Annotated in this window: 17 protein-coding genes; 10 read left to right on the top strand and 7 right to left on the bottom strand. The window is 71.2% G+C overall.

Translation table 11 applies throughout. The features are described 5' to 3' along the window. Window positions 1-3 precede the first annotated feature (3 nt). On the bottom strand, window positions 4-906 hold the full coding sequence (locus ACQP2T_RS45925; protein ID WP_433511131.1) for a class I SAM-dependent methyltransferase: 903 nt from the start codon (window positions 904-906) through the stop codon (window positions 4-6). Between the two features lie 107 nt (window positions 907-1,013). On the opposite strand from ACQP2T_RS45925, the gene ACQP2T_RS45920 reads away from it, so the two are divergent. The 8 genes from ACQP2T_RS45920 to ACQP2T_RS45885 all read left to right on the top strand — a co-directional run bounded on the left by ACQP2T_RS45920 (window position 1,014) and on the right by ACQP2T_RS45885 (window position 8,879). Next, on the top strand, window positions 1,014-1,529 hold the full coding sequence (locus tag ACQP2T_RS45920; protein WP_357947070.1) for a methylated-DNA--[protein]-cysteine S-methyltransferase: 516 nt from the start codon (window positions 1,014-1,016) through the stop codon (window positions 1,527-1,529). A gap of 40 nt (window positions 1,530-1,569) precedes the next feature. After that, window positions 1,570-2,475 (top strand): tRNA (adenosine(37)-N6)-dimethylallyltransferase MiaA, encoded by a 906-nt coding sequence (gene miaA, locus ACQP2T_RS45915; protein ID WP_433511130.1) that lies wholly within the window; start codon window positions 1,570-1,572, stop codon window positions 2,473-2,475. Between the two features lie 9 nt (window positions 2,476-2,484). After that, on the top strand, window positions 2,485-3,297 hold the full coding sequence (dapF, locus tag ACQP2T_RS45910; RefSeq protein ID WP_433511129.1) for a diaminopimelate epimerase: 813 nt from the start codon (window positions 2,485-2,487) through the stop codon (window positions 3,295-3,297). A gap of 51 nt (window positions 3,298-3,348) precedes the next feature. Next, on the top strand, window positions 3,349-4,104 hold the full coding sequence (locus ACQP2T_RS45905; protein ID WP_433511128.1) for an SCO6745 family protein: 756 nt from the start codon (window positions 3,349-3,351) through the stop codon (window positions 4,102-4,104). A gap of 19 nt (window positions 4,105-4,123) precedes the next feature. Then, complete coding sequence (locus tag ACQP2T_RS45900) at window positions 4,124-6,400, top strand: tetratricopeptide repeat protein (protein WP_433511127.1); 2,277 nt, start codon at window positions 4,124-4,126, stop codon at window positions 6,398-6,400. Between the two features lie 79 nt (window positions 6,401-6,479). Beyond that, on the top strand, window positions 6,480-7,238 hold the full coding sequence (locus ACQP2T_RS45895) for an SDR family NAD(P)-dependent oxidoreductase (RefSeq protein WP_433511126.1): 759 nt from the start codon (window positions 6,480-6,482) through the stop codon (window positions 7,236-7,238). Between the two features lie 191 nt (window positions 7,239-7,429). Further along, entirely contained in the window at window positions 7,430-7,792 is a 363-nt protein-coding gene (locus ACQP2T_RS45890; RefSeq protein ID WP_214638474.1) for a phosphomannose isomerase type II C-terminal cupin domain, read from the top strand. A gap of 418 nt (window positions 7,793-8,210) precedes the next feature. After that, complete coding sequence (locus ACQP2T_RS45885; protein ID WP_358535453.1) at window positions 8,211-8,879, top strand: HNH endonuclease family protein; 669 nt, start codon at window positions 8,211-8,213, stop codon at window positions 8,877-8,879. A gap of 47 nt (window positions 8,880-8,926) precedes the next feature. On the opposite strand, the gene ACQP2T_RS45880 is transcribed toward ACQP2T_RS45885, so the two are convergent. Genes ACQP2T_RS45880 through ACQP2T_RS45870 form a run of 3 tightly spaced genes read right to left on the bottom strand, consistent with a single transcriptional unit; the run spans window position 8,927 to window position 11,189 of the window. Further along, window positions 8,927-9,241, bottom strand: coding sequence for a PepSY domain-containing protein (locus tag ACQP2T_RS45880; RefSeq protein WP_433511125.1), 315 nt, complete (start codon window positions 9,239-9,241; stop codon window positions 8,927-8,929). A gap of 35 nt (window positions 9,242-9,276) precedes the next feature. Then, window positions 9,277-10,515 (bottom strand): ATP-binding protein, encoded by a 1,239-nt coding sequence (locus ACQP2T_RS45875; protein ID WP_433511124.1) that lies wholly within the window; start codon window positions 10,513-10,515, stop codon window positions 9,277-9,279. Next, the gene (locus ACQP2T_RS45870) at window positions 10,512-11,189 is read right to left on the bottom strand and encodes a response regulator transcription factor (protein ID WP_358535460.1); all 678 of its coding nucleotides are present in this window, start codon (window positions 11,187-11,189) and stop codon (window positions 10,512-10,514) included. Before ACQP2T_RS45870 ends, ACQP2T_RS45875 begins: the two co-directional genes overlap by 4 nt. Window positions 11,190-11,282: 93 nt before the next feature. Between ACQP2T_RS45870 and ACQP2T_RS45865 the strand changes: the two genes are divergently transcribed. Beyond that, window positions 11,283-11,711, top strand: a complete 429-nt coding sequence (locus ACQP2T_RS45865) for a hypothetical protein (protein ID WP_433511123.1) — start codon at window positions 11,283-11,285, stop codon at window positions 11,709-11,711. Here the strand turns inward: ACQP2T_RS45865 and ACQP2T_RS45860 are convergent. Then, a complete protein-coding gene (locus ACQP2T_RS45860) occupies window positions 11,695-13,608 on the bottom strand; it encodes a hypothetical protein (RefSeq protein ID WP_433511122.1) in 1,914 nt (637 codons plus the stop codon). The genes ACQP2T_RS45865 and ACQP2T_RS45860 overlap by 17 nt on opposite strands. 62 nt (window positions 13,609-13,670) lie before the next feature. After that, window positions 13,671-13,883, bottom strand: coding sequence for a DUF2277 domain-containing protein (locus ACQP2T_RS45855; RefSeq protein ID WP_225290696.1), 213 nt, complete (start codon window positions 13,881-13,883; stop codon window positions 13,671-13,673). 125 nt (window positions 13,884-14,008) lie between these two features. Here ACQP2T_RS45855 and ACQP2T_RS45850 point away from each other — a divergent pair, with 125 nt between their 5' ends. Then, on the top strand, window positions 14,009-14,746 hold the full coding sequence (locus ACQP2T_RS45850) for a VOC family protein (protein WP_433511121.1): 738 nt from the start codon (window positions 14,009-14,011) through the stop codon (window positions 14,744-14,746). Here ACQP2T_RS45850 and ACQP2T_RS45845 read toward each other — a convergent pair. Further along, window positions 14,721-15,473, bottom strand: a complete 753-nt coding sequence (locus ACQP2T_RS45845) for an IclR family transcriptional regulator (protein WP_433511120.1) — start codon at window positions 15,471-15,473, stop codon at window positions 14,721-14,723. The two genes, ACQP2T_RS45850 and ACQP2T_RS45845, sit on opposite strands and share 26 nt — an antisense overlap. Between the last annotated feature and the right edge of the window lie 14 nt (window positions 15,474-15,487).

Genomic DNA, 15,487 nt, shown 5'->3' with positions numbered 1-15,487 from the left:
CCGTCAGCGCCGGGTGAGGCGTCTGCGGGTCCAGCGGACCGCGCGGTGGACGACGGGACCGACCAGGCTGATCTCCTTGGTGGCCGTCTTCAGCGCCTGGACGGTGGTGCGGGACTCGGCCGCGGTCTTCTTCAGGTCCGCCGCCGTACGCCGGAGCTCGGCGCTGAGTCTGCCCAGCTCGCCCAGCTCACCGGCCGGTGCGGCGGGCTTCTTGCGCTGGTTGACCCGGACGAGTGCGCGTTCGCCGAGTATGTCCGTGGTGTGCCAGAGCTCGGGGGTGTCTGCCAGCCATGCGAGCAGGCGCCGCTGGACGGGGGCGGGATCGCCCCATGTGGCGTACAACTTCTGCGAGCTGACGCAGATCGGCGACAGTCCGAGCCCGGCGACCGCCTCCCAGACCGCCAGCGCGACGCCCGGTGTGTGCTCGCTGCGGTAGTCGTCGAAGGCGACGATCCCGTCGCTCCGCAGCACCGTACGCGCCGCCAGGACGTCCTCCTTGACGTGCGCGTAGAGGTGGGAGGCGTCGACGTGGACGAACCGGCAGGAGTCCGCCTTGACGTGGTTCAGGATCACCGAGGTCGGCCCGTGCACGATCTGCGGCAGGCTGTCGTGGACGCTCAGGTAGTTCTGCTCGAAGCGTTGCCGGGTGAGGGTGGAGTAGGAGCCGGTGGTCTCGGCCTCGTTCGCGGCGTCCGGAGCTTCCGACTCGAACAGGTCGCAGACCGTGAACGTCTCGCCCGGACGCAGGTGGCCGCCGATCAGGACCGCGCTCTTGCCGAGGTACGTCCCGAGTTCCAGGAGGTCGCCCGGCGCGTCGGCTGACAGAAACCAGCCGAAAAGGCGCTGGTCGGCGGGCCAGAACCAGCCGGGGATCCGGTCAAGTGCGGCGGCGTTCGGTGCTGACATGGTGGGACGGTAACAACACGGATTCCCGGCCCTGAAGAGCCTTTGCCACATGGCCATCCCGGAGTCGCCTAGTGTTTATGCCGGGAGCAATTCCCCCGGGGGAGGACATGATGGGTACGGTCGCGTTCGCCGAAGTGCCGACGCCTGTGGGGCCGTTCGTGCTGGCGGTGACCGAGGTCGGCCTGGCTGCCACGGGATGGGGCTCCCGGACGCATCCGGGGGAGCGGCTCGCGGACCTGACCGAGGTGGACGACCCCGAGCGCACGGCGTTCGCCGTCGCCGAGCTGAACGCCTACTTCGCCGGCGACCTGCGTACGTTCGAGACCCCGATCGACTGGCGCCTGACCGCCGGATCGCGGCGGCAGGTGCTCAAAACCCTGCACGGCATCCCGTACGGCACCGCCGTCACCTACGGCGAGCTGGCCGAGCGGAGCGGTTCACGGGTGCCGGCCCGCGGCATCGGCTCGATCATGGGCTCGAACCCGATCCCGATCGTGGTGCCCTGCCACCGCGTCGTCGCGGGCAACGGGCTGGGCGGCTTCAGCGGCGGTGAGGGCGTGGAGACCAAGCGCTGGCTGCTGACCCACGAGGGATACCTGCAGCCGACGCTTCTCGATCTCTAGCCGGTCTGTCCATACGCGGACAGTTGACACACTTGTCGGTGTGCGTCACCAACCAGTCATCGCCGTCGTGGGCCCCACGGCCGCCGGAAAGTCCGATCTCGCCGTGGATCTCGCGCTCCGGCTCGGGGGCGAGTGCATCAACGCCGACTCGATGCAGCTCTATCGAGGGATGGACATAGGCACGGCGAAGCTGTCCCCGGCCGAGCGGCGGGGGGTGCCGCACCATCTGCTCGACATCTGGGACGTCACCGAGACCGCCAGCGTGGCCGAATACCAGAAGCTGGCCAGGCCGCTCATCGAGTCACTCGCCGCACCGGTGCTGGTCGGCGGCAGCGGGCTCTACGTGCGCGCGGCCATCGACGACTTGGACTTCCCCGGCACCGACCCGGAGATCAGGGCCCGGCTGGAGGCCGAGCTGGCCGAACGCGGCCCGGCCCCGCTGTACGAGCGGCTGCGGGAGGCCGATCCGGCCGCCGCGTCGGCGATCCTGCCGAGCAACGGCCGCCGCATCGTGCGCGCGCTGGAGGTGATCGAGCATTCGGGCCGCCCCTTCTCGGCCACCATGCCGTCGTTCGAGGCGCTCTACCCGAGCGTGCAGATCGGGCTGGAGGTGCCCAGGCCGGAGCTCGACGAGCGGATCGAGGTCCGGGTCGGGCGCATGTGGGCGGCGGGCTTGGTCGACGAGGTGCGAGCGCTGCTCGGGCAGGGCCTGGCCGAGGGGCGTACGGCGAGCCGGGCGCTGGGCTACGCCCAGGTGGCGCGCTTCCTTGATGGCGAGTGGACCGAGGAGCAGGCGTTCGCCGAGACCGTCCGGGCGACCAGGCGCTTCGCCCGCCGCCAGGAGTCGTGGTTCCGCCGCGATCCGCGGGTCCACTGGCTGCCCTACGACGCCCCTGACCTGCTGGATCGGTCCCTGGCGCGGATCGCCGGCCAAGGCTCCGCATAAAATGGTCAAATGCGCTTCCTTAAGGGTCACGGCACCGAGAACGATTTCGTCATCCTCCCTGACCCCGAGGGCGAGCTCGACTTGTCCGCCGTGCTGGTCGCCAAGATCTGCGAACGGCGCTCCGGGATCGGCGCCGATGGCGTCCTGCGCGTGGTCCGCACCAAGCTGAGCCCCGAGGTGGCCGACCAGGCCGCCACGGCCGAGTGGTTCATGGACTACCGCAACGCCGACGGCAGCATGGCCGAGATGTGCGGCAACGGCGCGCGCGTCTTCGCCCGCTACCTCGTCGAGACGGGGCTGGTCGGCGAGCGCGAGTTCAGCGTGGCGACCAGGGGCGGCGTCAGGAAGATCCGCATCGAGGACAACGGCGACGTCACCGTCGACATGGGCAAGCCCGTCGTCCGCGGCCGCAGCGTCACCACCGTCGCCGGTCAGGAGTACGAAGGCGTCCACGTCGACATCGGCAACCCGCACCTGGCCTGCCCCATCGGCGACCCCGTCGTCCAGCTCGACCTGACCCACCAGCCCGGCTTCGACCCGGGGGTCTTCCCCAGCGGCGTCAACATCGAGCTGTTCAACGCGGTCGGCCCCAGCCGCGCGGTCATGCGCGTCTACGAGCGCGGCTCGGGCGAGACCCGCTCCTGCGGCACCGGCACGGTCGCCACCGCCGTCGCGGCGGCGGGCCTGAGCGGGGAGACCACCGGCAAGTGGACGATCGAGGTGCCCGGCGGCACCGTCGTCGTCACGCTCACCGAGGAGACCAGCTACCTGACCGGCCCCGCCGTGATCGTCGCGGGCGGGAACCTGATGCTTGCAGAATGATGTTCTCCTGAGGGATGCTGAGTCCACTTGGCGAACTGAGGGATGGTGGACATGGCAGACCCCAGAACCACGGCGGCGCGCGTCAAGGGCCCCATCGGCCAATACGGCGGCGGCTTCATGGTCTCCAGGGAGGCCAAGGCCCGCTGCGAGGAGTACGGCCTCGGCCCGCGTGAGTTCTACTTCCGCGGGCGCTGCGGGGTCCTCGGCGAGTGCGCGGCCGACGTCGTCACCTCCGTCGCGGTCTTCTTCCCCGCCGCCCACGTCGAGGAGAGCTGGTACGGCGGGCGCAAGCTGAGCGTCGAGCGGGCCGTCGAGGTCTACGCCGACATCTGCCACGAGTGGGGGCGGCGCCGGCTCGGCGGCTTCGACGGCTGCGCCAGGCTCGCGGAGCTGCTCGAACCGGTCGTCGCCCAGGCCCCGGCCGCCGGGGCGCCGCTGTTCGCCGGGTGGCGGGCCGTACCCCTGCCCGACGACGCGCCCGCGCGGGCCACACAGCTCATGCACGTCGTACGGGAGCTGCGAGGGGGGCTGCACGCCAACGCGGTGATCGCGGCGGGCCTCGACCCGCTGGAGGCGATGCTGGCGGCCGACCACGACGGCACGCCTTTCGGACACTCCACGGGTGAGGTGATGGCGAAGTTCTTCACGTGGCCGGAGCCGTACCAGAAGCCGAGCCCCGCTGTCGTCGCGAAAAGGGTGGCGGTCGAAGAGGCGACCGATGATCTGCTGGCATCTGTATTTTCGGTACTCAACAATGACGAATCGGACGAGCTCATCGAGCTTCTGCGTTTTGGGCACGGTGATTGACCTGGCAGACTGACTGCTCATGGACGTGGACATCTGGGCCTGGGTCGGTGAAACCCAGCAGCAGCTTTCTGAGGCGGGCAACGTGGGGCTCGCCATGGCGCTGGGAGACCTGCCCGCACAGGCCTACGAGGGGCGATACCCCCAGCTAGACGTGATGGCTCCGGCCATCGCCCAGCAGGCGGAGGCCCTGGAGCTGCCGTGGCTCGAGTTCTACGCCCGCTACTGGCACCTGCTCGGCCGCGTGGGCGACCGTGCGCAGGGTGCCGTCGCGATCGGTGACGCCGAGCACCTGCTGTCGTTCGCTCAGCGCGAAGAGGTGCGTGACTGCCCGGCCACCCCGGCCGCGGTAGAGGCGCTCGCCCTGGCGTGGGCCAACGCCGACGGTCCGGGCTACGCGAGCGAGCGCCTGGAGACGCTCGACGCGGTCATCCAGGACCTGGAGCCGGCCAACCCCGCCTACACCGGGCTGGTGACGCAATACGTCGCCGCGCTCATCGACGCGGGCCGGGCCGGCGAGGCCGTCACCTACGCCGAGACCGCCGTCGAGCGGCTGCGCGCCGCCGACCGCGAGGCCAGCTGGGAGCTCGGCGCCGAGAGCGCCCGCGCGCTGCTGGCCGCCGGGCGCGGTGAGGACGCGCTGGCCGCGCTTCAGGCCGCGGCCGACTTCCAGGCCGACGACCCGGTGTCCAAGGAGCGCAACGACGGCGTACGCCGCGCGCTGATCCTGGCCACGCTGGGCCGCATCGCCGAGGCCGTCGACGCGCTGCCCGACCTCGACGTGGTCGGCGAGCACCCGCGCTCGTGGGTGGAGTGGGCGCACGCCGTCGCCAAGCTGGCCGGCTCCTCGCAGATCACCAACACCTGGCAGCTCGGCCGCGTGCTGCGCCAGTGGATCGACTACTACGGCATGATGGGCGGCTACCGCGCCCGCTTCGAGCTCTCGCTGGTCGCCGGCGAGCTGGCCATCGGCAGGCAGGGCGTCTGGCAGGCGAGGCTGCTGGCCGACATCGCCCAGTCGGCCGCCGCCGAGCTGCGCGACAGCACGGGCGTGGCCGAGCGGATCGCCGCCCTGCGCGCCGCCGCCGACGCGACGACCGAGCCGCCCGCGCCCTGCCCGGTCGAGGAGCGGGTCGCCTACTTCGACGCCGCCGACGGCCACAACGCCGACCCTGAGCGGTGGACCGGCTGGCTGGCCCCGCGCTCCGGCGAGGACCTGGAGACGACTCGTCGCCACACCACCACGCTCGGCTTCCTCGGCTACCCGGCGACGGGCGCCGACATCTACTGGAAGCTGCTGGTCGACTCCGGCGACATCGCCACCGCCGACCCCGACGACGTCTCCACGCTGACCACGCTGCTCATCGAGGCCCGCCAGGACGAGCGGCTGGAGCAGATGGCGGCGCTGCTGCCGCACGACACCCAATACCTCGCGATGGCCCGTCTCCACAGCGCCCGCGAGCGCTGGCCGGAGGCGCTGGAGGCGGCCGAGCACGCCGTGGCCGCCGGGGGCGGCGTCGAGGCGCGCCGCCTGGTCGCCACCGCGGCCCAGCAGCTCGACGACAACGCCAAGGGCGCCAAGGCGCTGCTCGAAGTGATCGACGAGATCACCGAAGAGGACACCTGGCGCATGATCGTCATGGCCACCTCGAGCGAGGACTGGGACATCGTCCGCAAGGGCACGGCCAAGATCGGCATGCCGGTCAAGTCGACCGAGGGGCCGATCGAGGAGGAGATGGGCCTGATCCGGGTCATCCTCCCCGCGCCCGACGGCGGCCAGCGGCAGATCCTGTCCATCCGCACCGGCCCGGCCACCGCCCGGCTCGCCCTGCCGCAGCCGCGCGGCATGGACTACAACGCCGGCGACCTGGTCGTGTTCGACCCGCAGCTGCTGGAGCCGGTCCCCGACGACCCCGAAGAGCAGCAGAACTTCGTGCCGCCCTTCGCCGCGGTCCGCGTCCTCCGCCCCGGCGGCTACACCAGCTACTTCTTCGACGGCGCCGCGCCGAGCGAGGAGGACTGGGCGGAGTTCACCGAGGTCATGGCCGAGCGCGGCTGGCCGATGTGGGTCTACAGCGACGAGAACTACATGGTCACCCACCCGACCGGCGGCGAGCCGCTGCCCGGCGTGTTCGGCTGGGTCGCGGTGCCGCCGGACGTGTCGGCGACCGAGGTCGACGCCCTGCTCGACGACGCCACCGAGCGCTGGTCGCACCCGCTGGCCTGGCTCGACCTGGCCAAGGAGGTCGACGTGGAGGTCGAGCGGCACGAGCGGATCGTCAAGGAATACGGTCTCTAGGACGCTTCGGCCCCGACAAGGATTACGGTCTCTACGATTCTGCGACGCTTGAGCCTCGACAAGGATTACGGTCTCTAGGATGCTGCAACGCTTCAGCCTCGACGGGAAGGTCGCCATCGTCACCGGCGCGTCGTCGGGGCTGGGCGTGGCCTTCGCTCGCGGGCTGGCCGAGGCCGGGGCCGACATCGTGATCGGAGCCCGGCGACAGGATCGGCTGGACGAGACACGGCGGCTGGTCGAGGAGACCGGCCGCCGGTGCCTGGCCGTGCGGACCGACGTGGCCAAGGTCGAGGACTGCCAGGCGCTGGTCGACGCGGCCGTGGAGACCATGGGCGCGGTCGACGTGCTGATCAACAACGCCGGGGTCGGCACCGCCGTGCCGGCGCTGCGGGAGACGCCGGAGGAGTTCCGGCAGGTGGTCGACATCAACCTGCACGGCACCTACTGGATGGCGCAGGCGTGCGCGCGGGTGATGCGGCCCGGCTCGTCGATCGTCAACATCGGCAGCATCCTGGCGGAGACGACGGCCGGGCTGCCGCAGGCCGCCTACAGCGCGTCGAAGGCGGCGGTGATCGGGCTGACCCGGGACCTGGCGCAGCAGTGGACGGGGCGGCGGGGGATCCGGGTCAACTGCCTGGAGCCCGGGTTCTTCGCCTCGGAGATGACGGTGCAGTTCAAGGCCGACTACATGGAGCGAATGGTCGCGCAGCGGGTGGTCATGGGCCGGGTGGGGGAGGCGGCGGAGCTGGTGGCCGCGGCGGTCTTCCTGGCGAGTGACGCGTCGTCGTACATCACGGGCGTCGTCCTGCCCGTCGACGGCGGCATCCTCATCACCTGACCAACTCGTCCGGCCGTGCGTCGTCGGGCTGCGAGTCGGCCGGTCGTGTATCGCCGGCCTGGGAGTAGGTCGGTCGTTCGTCTCTGGGCTGTGCGTCGTCCGGCTGCGGCGCCGGACCGCTTACCGCCTGATCAGGGGACGCCTGGTAGTTTGAGCGCGGGTTTATGGCGTGACTTTTCCATGGAGGGGCGATGCAGGACATCGACAGGCTGGCGGCTGTGATTCGTGATGAGCGGCCGTGGGGTGGGTTCGAGCGGTTCACCCTCAACGAGGTGTCCACCGTGAAGATCATCGAGGTCTCGCCGGGGCAGCGGCTGAGCCTGCAGCGTCATGAGCACCGCTCCGAGCTGTGGGTGGCGCTCGACCCGGGGTGCGTGTTCGAGGTGGACGGGAAGCGCATCGAGCCCGCTGTGGGGGATCGGGTGCTGATCCAGCAGGGGCAGACGCACCGGCTCAGCTCGTCCGGGCCCGCGACGCGGATCCTCGAGATCGCCTTCGGCCACTTCGACGAGGACGACATCGAGCGCCTTGAGGACTCGTACGGGCGCTCGTAGCCGCCCGGCTCTCCCATCGTGAGGGGTCCCGCCTTCCGAGGCGGATTTCTCCCCATCGTGAGGGTCCCGCCTTTAAGGCGGGATCCTCTTTTTTTACGGCAGAGCACGGTGGGCCCCACCCCCCGCACGGGGCCGGGGCCTGTCCAGGGACACGCTCCTCCGGTGGAGCGCGCTGGGCGCCGTGACGTGCGCGCTCTGGGCCCCGTCCGTGGTCCGGCCGAGAGCTGGTGGCGATTCGGTATGCCCCTCCCCGGGCGACATGTGTCCTTGCCAGGGCCTTGTCCGGGGGATCTACGTGCGGTCGTCCTACGCCGCTTACCTCGCCGAACGGTTGCTTGACGCACTTGAGGGATAAATAGGCGCTTAGGGGTAATTGCTCTACCTAGACTTTACGAAAACTTGAGTCTGGGGGTGGAGCGTGCGGCTTCGGGTGGGTTTGGCCGGTTTGGCCACAGTGGGATTGCTCGCGGGATGCGGGCAGCTGGATGCGCAGACACCCAAAGCCGACACGGGCAAGGCTTCGTCGGCCGACGTCGGGGATGCCCGCAAGAAGCTGGCCAAGCTCGCCGTCAAAGGCCGCGCGCCGCGTACCGGCTTCGAGCGGGAGAAGTTCGGCCCGGCCTGGGCGGACGTCGACCACAACGGCTGCGACACGCGTAACGACATTCTGAAGCGCGACCTGAAGGACGAGACGTTCAAGTCGGGCACGCACGACTGCATCGTCCTCACCGGAGTGCTGAACGACCCCTACAGCGGCAAGACCATCACGTTCAAGCGCGGCCAGGACACCAGCACCGCCGTGCAGATCGACCACCTGATCCCGCTGTCGGACGCCTGGCAGAAGGGCGCGCAGCAGTGGACGGCGGACAAGCGCAAGGAGTTCGCCAACGACCCGATGAACCTGATGGCCGTGGACGGGCCGCTCAACGGCCAGAAGAGCGACTCCGACGCCGCGACCTGGCTGCCGCCGCGCAAGGCGTACCGCTGCACCTACATCGCCAAGCAGATCGACGTGAAGGCGAAGTACGACCTGTGGCTGACCACCGGTGAGAAGGACGCGATGACCGGCATCCTGGACTCCTGCTGACGATCCGGGCGCGCCGCCTCGAAGAAGTGGCGCGCCCGGCCGATGCGTCAGTCGTCGTCGTCCATGCGGTCGGTGTTCTGGCTCAGGACCTTCCCCGTGGCCGCGTCGACGTCGAGTTCGTGGTCCACGCCGCCCTTGACCACCTCCACCTCCCACACGTCCGGCCGGTTCCCGCGGCGGTCGTAGGAGACCTCCTTGACCCACGCGCCGGGAACCTGTTGGTGCGCGATCTCGATGGCCCGCTCGGCCGTGACCTTGGGAGCCGCGGCGGTGGTCGTGGCGGCGGCGTAGGCGGCGCCGCCACCCGCGACGAGGACGACGGCTCCGGCACCTGCTGCGACGAACTTGGTGATTGTGTTCATGCCCCTACGCAATCGCGATCACCGGTAAGACCGCGCTAAGCCCCGGTTAACGTCACCTCCACCACCGCCCCGCCCCCGGACGGGGCCGAGACCGACAGCCGCCCGCCCGCGTCCTCGGCCGTGCGCCGGGCGATGTCCAGGCCGAGCCCGGTGGATCCGCCCGCGCTGTTGCCCCGCTCGAGGAGCGCCTGGTCGAAGCCGGGGCCCTCGTCGGCGACCGTCAGCACGGCTCCGGGAGGGCGGGCGGCCAGCCGTACGGACAGGGCGGCTCCTTCGGGAGTGTGCGCGAACACATTGCCGAGCAGCGCGTCCACACAGGCGGCGAGCTCCTCCGCGCGGACCACCACGGGGAGCGGGCCGGGCGGCAGGTCCACCTCGACGGCCCGTCCCTGGTCCTCCGCGAGCACCGACCAGAACCGCACCCGCTCCCGCACCACCGCCGCCGCGTCGCACCCCTCCCGGTCGGCCGCGCGGCGGCGGGCGTCGGTGATGACCGCGCTGACGGCCCGCTCCAGGGCATCCACGCGGGCCCCGACGCGTTCCGCCTCCTCAGGGTCGCGCATCGATTCCACGTCCAGCCTGAGACCGGTCAGGGGGGTGCGCAGCCGGTGTGACAGGTCTGCCACCGACTCCCGCTCGGCCGCCAGCAGCTCGTCGATCCGCGCGGCCAGGTGGTTCAGCGCGAGCGCCACCGAGCGCACCTCCGGCGGGCCGCCCGGCTCCGCCCGCGCGGCCAGGTCGCCGCCCGCCAGCCGGTGCGAGACCTTGGCCAGCCCGTCGATCGGCCTGGTCACGGCGAGCGCCAGCCGGTCGGCCAGGACGATGCCCAGTACCGCCAGCGCCAGGCCGAGCACCAGCAGCGCCAGCCACGCCTCGCGAACCCCGCGCAGTAGTTCCGCCTCGTCCGCGAACGCCCTGATCACCACCGTTCCCTCCGGCGAACGCACCGCGACGAGCACCTCCCTGCCGCCCGGGGCCTCGGCGGTGACGCTGCGGCCGGTCGTGGCCAGCCGTACCGCGTCGGAGCGGGGCGCGGCCCGGCCGAGCGTCCGCCCGTCGGGCATGAACACCGTCACGGGATAGGAGACCTTCGCCACCGCGAGCTCCAGGTCGGGCGTGCCGACCGCTACGGCGACCGACTCGGCGGCGACGGTGGCGCGGTTCATGGCGCCGTTCTGGGCCACGGAGCGGATCAGCAGCGCCATCGGCACCAGCAGCGCGATCAGCACGACCGAGGTGGTCGCGGCCACCAGTAGCGCCAGCCAGCGCCTCATGACGGTTCGACCAGCTTGACCCCGACACCTCGCACCGTGTGCAGATAACGCGGTTCCGCGGCGGTCTCGCCCAGCTTCCTGCGCAGCCACGACAGGTGCACGTCGACGGTCTTGTCCGCCCCGCCGTACGGGAGCTGCCACACCTCGGTCAGCAGTTCCCGCTTGGTGACCACCTCGCCGGGCCGGGCGGCGAGGTAGCGCAGCACGTCGAACTCGCGCGGCGTCAGGTCCAGCTCCTCGCCGCCGATCGTGGCGACCCGCGCACGCGGGTCGACGCGCAGCGCGCCGACCTCCAGCGGCTCGGGCGCGGAGTCGCCCGCGCGGCGCAGCACGGCCCTGATCCGGGCGTCGAGCTGCGCGGAGCTGTATGGCTTGACCACGTAGTCGTCGGCACCCGCGTCGAGCACCGGCACCATCTCGGCGTCCCCGTCACGGGCGGTGGCGACGATCACCGGCACCCGGCTCACCGCCCGCAGCATGCGCAGCAGGTCCACGCCGTCGAGGTCGGGCAGCCCCAGATCGAGCACGATCAGGTCGGGCCGGTCCTCGACGGCCAGCCGCAATCCGTCCAGGGCCGTGGGGGAGGAGGAGACCGCGTGACCGAGCTCCCGCAGCCCGCGACTCAGCGCCGTGCGGATCGCCACGTCGTCCTCGATGAGCAGGATGTCAGCCATATACGGCAACGGTAGACGGTGCCAGGAGATGCGCGGGGTCGCCTTATCGTGGCGTTAACCCGGCCTTATCCGGAGAGGGGGGAAGCTGGCGTGGTGAAGCGACTCGTACTGGCCTGGGCCGCCACCGCGCTCGCCGCGACGGGTGCGGCCGTGGCGGTGCTCGGGCTGCTCGGCGGAGTGTTCACCGGCACGTCCGGGCGGGTGCTGAGCCAGAGCGAGATCCGCGCCGCCCTCGCGACCGCTACTGCGCGGGCGCCCGGGACCGCCGTCCCGAAGGCGTCCGCGGGCCCGCGTGGCGACAAGGTCATCCGTACGGCCGGCGGCACCGTGATCGCCTCCTGCGCGGGCGGCCGGGTGACACTGCGCTCGTGGAGCCCCGCCCAGGGCTACTCCGTCGACGATGTCGACCCGGGCCCCCGGCAGGAGGCCAAGGTCGAGTTCGACGCCGACGAGGACGAAGGCACCGACGTCGAAGTGCGGATCGGCTGCTCGGGCGACCAGCCGGTCATGCTTCCGCGCTGAGGGCCGCCTTCGTGAGCTCGGCCTGCCGCCTGATCTGTCCCATGACGATGGGGTTGACCCCCTTGGCCTGGAACAGCGCGACCATCTTGTCCATCACCGCGTTCGCCCGATCGAGGTCGCCCTGCCGGGCTTCGGCCCTGGCCAGGCGGCGCAGCACCATGTTCAGGGTGATGTTGTCGACGCTGGCGTCACGGGCCACCGCGGTGAGCTGCTCGATGCCCTGCTTGAGGTCCGGCGGCCGGACCCGTACGTGCTTGGCGGCGGTGATCGCCTTGAACTCCCGCTCGGCGTTGAGGCCCTTGACCATCCGGGCGTAGACGGCCAGCGGGTGGCCGCCGTACCTGTCGATCACCTCGTCCAGTGCCCGGTTGCCCGAGCTCAGTGTTGGTGAGTCGGAGCCGAGCAGCGAGAACAGCTTGCCCTGCTCGTCGCCGAGCATCAGCTCGGCCACCCGGTGGTCGTCCGCGCCGACCGGGTAGCGCACCTTGACCAGGCAGGCGGGGGAGACGATGCGGGATCCGTCGGCGGCGATGTACTGGCCGCGCACCTGGTACTCGCCGGGCTGCTGGAAGTAGTGCCCGTCGCGGCCGTGCCCGATGTAGGCGCTCCGGTACATGGCCGGGTTGCCCGAGTCGAGCCGGATGTCGGGTGAGGTGTCGACGCAGTGCCGCATCATCGGCCGGTAGAGCACGGTCCTGCCGGTCGGCTGGGTGATGGTGACCTGGGTGAACTCGGTGTCCGGGTGGAGGTGGCCGTGCGTGGTGCGCGGCTCCCCGGCCGTGGACAGCTTCAGCTCCACCACGACGGGCTCGCCGAAGCCGAACGACTCCTTGGCCCGCAGTTCGAGCCGCAGCCCTGACTGGTCCACGACCGGCTGCTCGAAGGGCGCGATGTCGGCGGCGCCCGTGCCGAAGGCGTTCGCGCCCATGGCCACGTCCCGGTAGAAACCATGGCGAAGGTGGACGAGCTCTGGGTCGGTGAACTGGAAGGGGAAGGCGGCCCAGTAACCCGGCTCGCCGCCGGGCTGGTAGTTCTGGACATAGTTCATCCAGGACAGGTCGCCGAAGCCGCCGTTCGGGCCGAGCGGCTGGGGTGGGTTGCCCAGGTTCTTCTGCCACGAGTGCAGCAGGTTGAAGGCGTGACCGAGCTCGTGCACGTACGTGCGCAGCTGCGCGCGCTGCGCCTGCGGGGTCCGGCCTTTGATCGCGTCGTAGAAGACCGCGGACCCCTGCCGCTGGTGCGCGTCGTCGTAGTCGAACATGATGCCCCGGTAGCCGCCCACGTGCTTGCTGGCCACCAGCAGCCACACCCGCCAGGCCGGTACGTCCCCGAACGCGCTGAACTGCTGCGTCATGGCGTGATGCAGCTCGGCGTCGTCCCACGCCAGGTCCGCGCCCGACCCGTCGACCGGGATCACCCCGGGCGGATTGACGGTCAGGCGGATCCCCGCCTCGTCGTAGGCGGCCGCCACGCTGAGCTCCCTCGCCGGCGAGCCGGTCGGGCCGGGCAGGGTGCCGGTGTCGTACTTCTCGAACGGCTCGGTGCCCGCCACCGAGTCCTGTTCCAGGAGCACGGTCCGGAAGTGGCGGCCGGAGAACGTCAGCTGATAGGTCTGACCGGCGACCTGGGCGCTGCCCACCGTGCCGCTGATCGCGACCGTCACGTCCTTGGCCGGGGTGTCGAACGAGAACGCCCCGCGCCCGGTGATCTTCGTCCCCGCGCCCTCGGCCGTCGCCGCCGCCGTGTTCACCACGAACGAGCCGGCGTAGGACGTGGTCGCGCCGGCCGTGGTGAACAGGTCCCCGCTCACCCGCCCCGTGGGCCGCGCCCCGTCCACGTCCACCCGGAGTTCGAGGCGCGAGTCTCCGTCCGTACCCTGATACAGCCCACTGATCACGGGGTGCCCCCTGGCGAGATGGATGCGGTTACAGGGGAGACTTCTCTCACCAGGGGATCGTGTCAACGCCCTCCGCGCACCTGCAGCGCCGCGAGCAACTCCTCCGACGCCTTCGTGATCGTCTCGACCGCCCGGTCGAACGCCTCGGCGTTGTGCGCGGCCGGCGCGCGGAAGCCGGAGATCTTGCGTACGTACTGGAGCGCCGCCGCCCGTACGTCGTCTTCCGTCACGTCCTCGGTGTACGGCGGGCGCAGGGTCTTGATGCTTCTACACATGCCGTCAACGGTAATAGCCGATGCGCTGGCCCACCCAGTTGTGCCCGCTGATCGCGGCGGTCGCCGGACGTGTTGCTCATAGCGCAACCGACTAATCTGTCGGGGCCCTGTGACACGCTGCCGTCATGGCAGACCGAACCGCTTATCCCGACGGCGCGCCCTGCTGGGCCCAGCTCCTCACCCGCGACGCCGTCGCCGCCCAGCGCTTCTATGGCGAACTCCTCGGCTGGGACTGCCGCGACCAGGGTGGCTGGAGCATGTGCCACGTCGACGGCAAGCCCGTGGCGGCGATCACCCCCGACCCTGAGGCGGCCGACCCGGCGGCCTGGACCGTCTACCTGTCCACCTCCGACCTCGCCGCCTCGATGGCGAAGGCCGAGGCGGCGGGCGGCAAGATCCTCGAAGGCCCCGTCGCGGGCTACGCCCTGGTCACCGACCCGTCCGGCGCCAGGTTCGCGCTCTACCAGCCGGGCGCGTTCATCGGCGCCGGCGTGCTGGCCGAGCCGGGCGCGATGAGCTGGGCCGAGGTCAACGCCCCCGACGGCGCGGCGGCCGACGCGTTCTACGGCGCGCTCTTCCCCTACGACCTGCAGCGCGTCGAAGGGGGCCTCGACTACACCGTCTACAAGGCGGGCGGCGAGCCCGTCTGCGGCCGGCTCCAGATGGACGAGCACTGGGCGGGCGTGCCGCCGCACTGGATGGTCTACTTCGACGTGGCCGACCTCGACGCGGCCACCGCGAAGGTCACCGAGCTCGGCGGGGAGGTGCCCGTGCCGCCGTTCGATTCGCCCTATGGGCGCATCGCGGTCATCCACCACGCGGGCGGCGGCGGCTTCTTCAGCCTGCGCCGCCCACGGGGCTGAGCTCGGCGCCGAAGTCCAGCGCGAGCTTCCGCATGGCCCCGGCCAGCTCCTCCCGGTCGAGGGCGTCGATCCGCTCCGCCGGGCCCGAGACCGACATGGCGGCCACCACCCGGTTCCCGTCGTGCACGGGCACGGCCAGGCAGTGCACGCCGAGCTCCTCCTCGCCCAGGTCCATGGCGTAACCGCGGTCCCTGACCAGGCCGAGCTCGGTGAGCATGCCGTCGGTGTCGGTGATCGTGTTGGGGGTGCGGCGCGGCATGCCGGTCCGTACGAACACCGCGACCGCCTCCTCCGCCGGCCGCCCGGCCAGCAGCACCTTGCCCACGGCCGTGCTGTGCGGCAGCACCCGCCGCCCGACCTCGGCGAACATGCGCAGCCTGCGCGGCGACGGCACCTGCGCCACGTAGACGATGAAGTCGCCCTCCAGCACCGCCAGGTTCGCCGTCTCTCCCGACAACGACACCAGCTTCGACAGATATGGCCGCGCCCACACCCCGACCATGCTCTCGGCGATGCCGCCCAGCCGCACCAGCCCGCCGCCCAGCGCGTAGCGCCGGTCCGACTCCTGGCGTACGTAGCCGCGAGCCAGAAGTGTCTGCAGCAGCCGGTGGATCGTCCCGTACGGCAGCCCGGTCTTGGCCGCGATCTCCGACAGCCCCGCCTCGCCACCGTGCTCGGCCAGCGCCTCCAGCACGTCGAGCGCCCGCTCGACAGACTGCACGCTCACCCGCCCAACCCCCG

Origin of the sequence: Nonomuraea sp. CA-143628 (assembly GCF_050942315.1) — a bacterium.
GTDB lineage: Bacteria > Actinomycetota > Actinomycetes > Streptosporangiales > Streptosporangiaceae > Nonomuraea.
The sequence above is the reverse complement of the archived record's forward strand: the minus strand, read 5'-3'. Positions and strand labels throughout refer to the sequence as shown.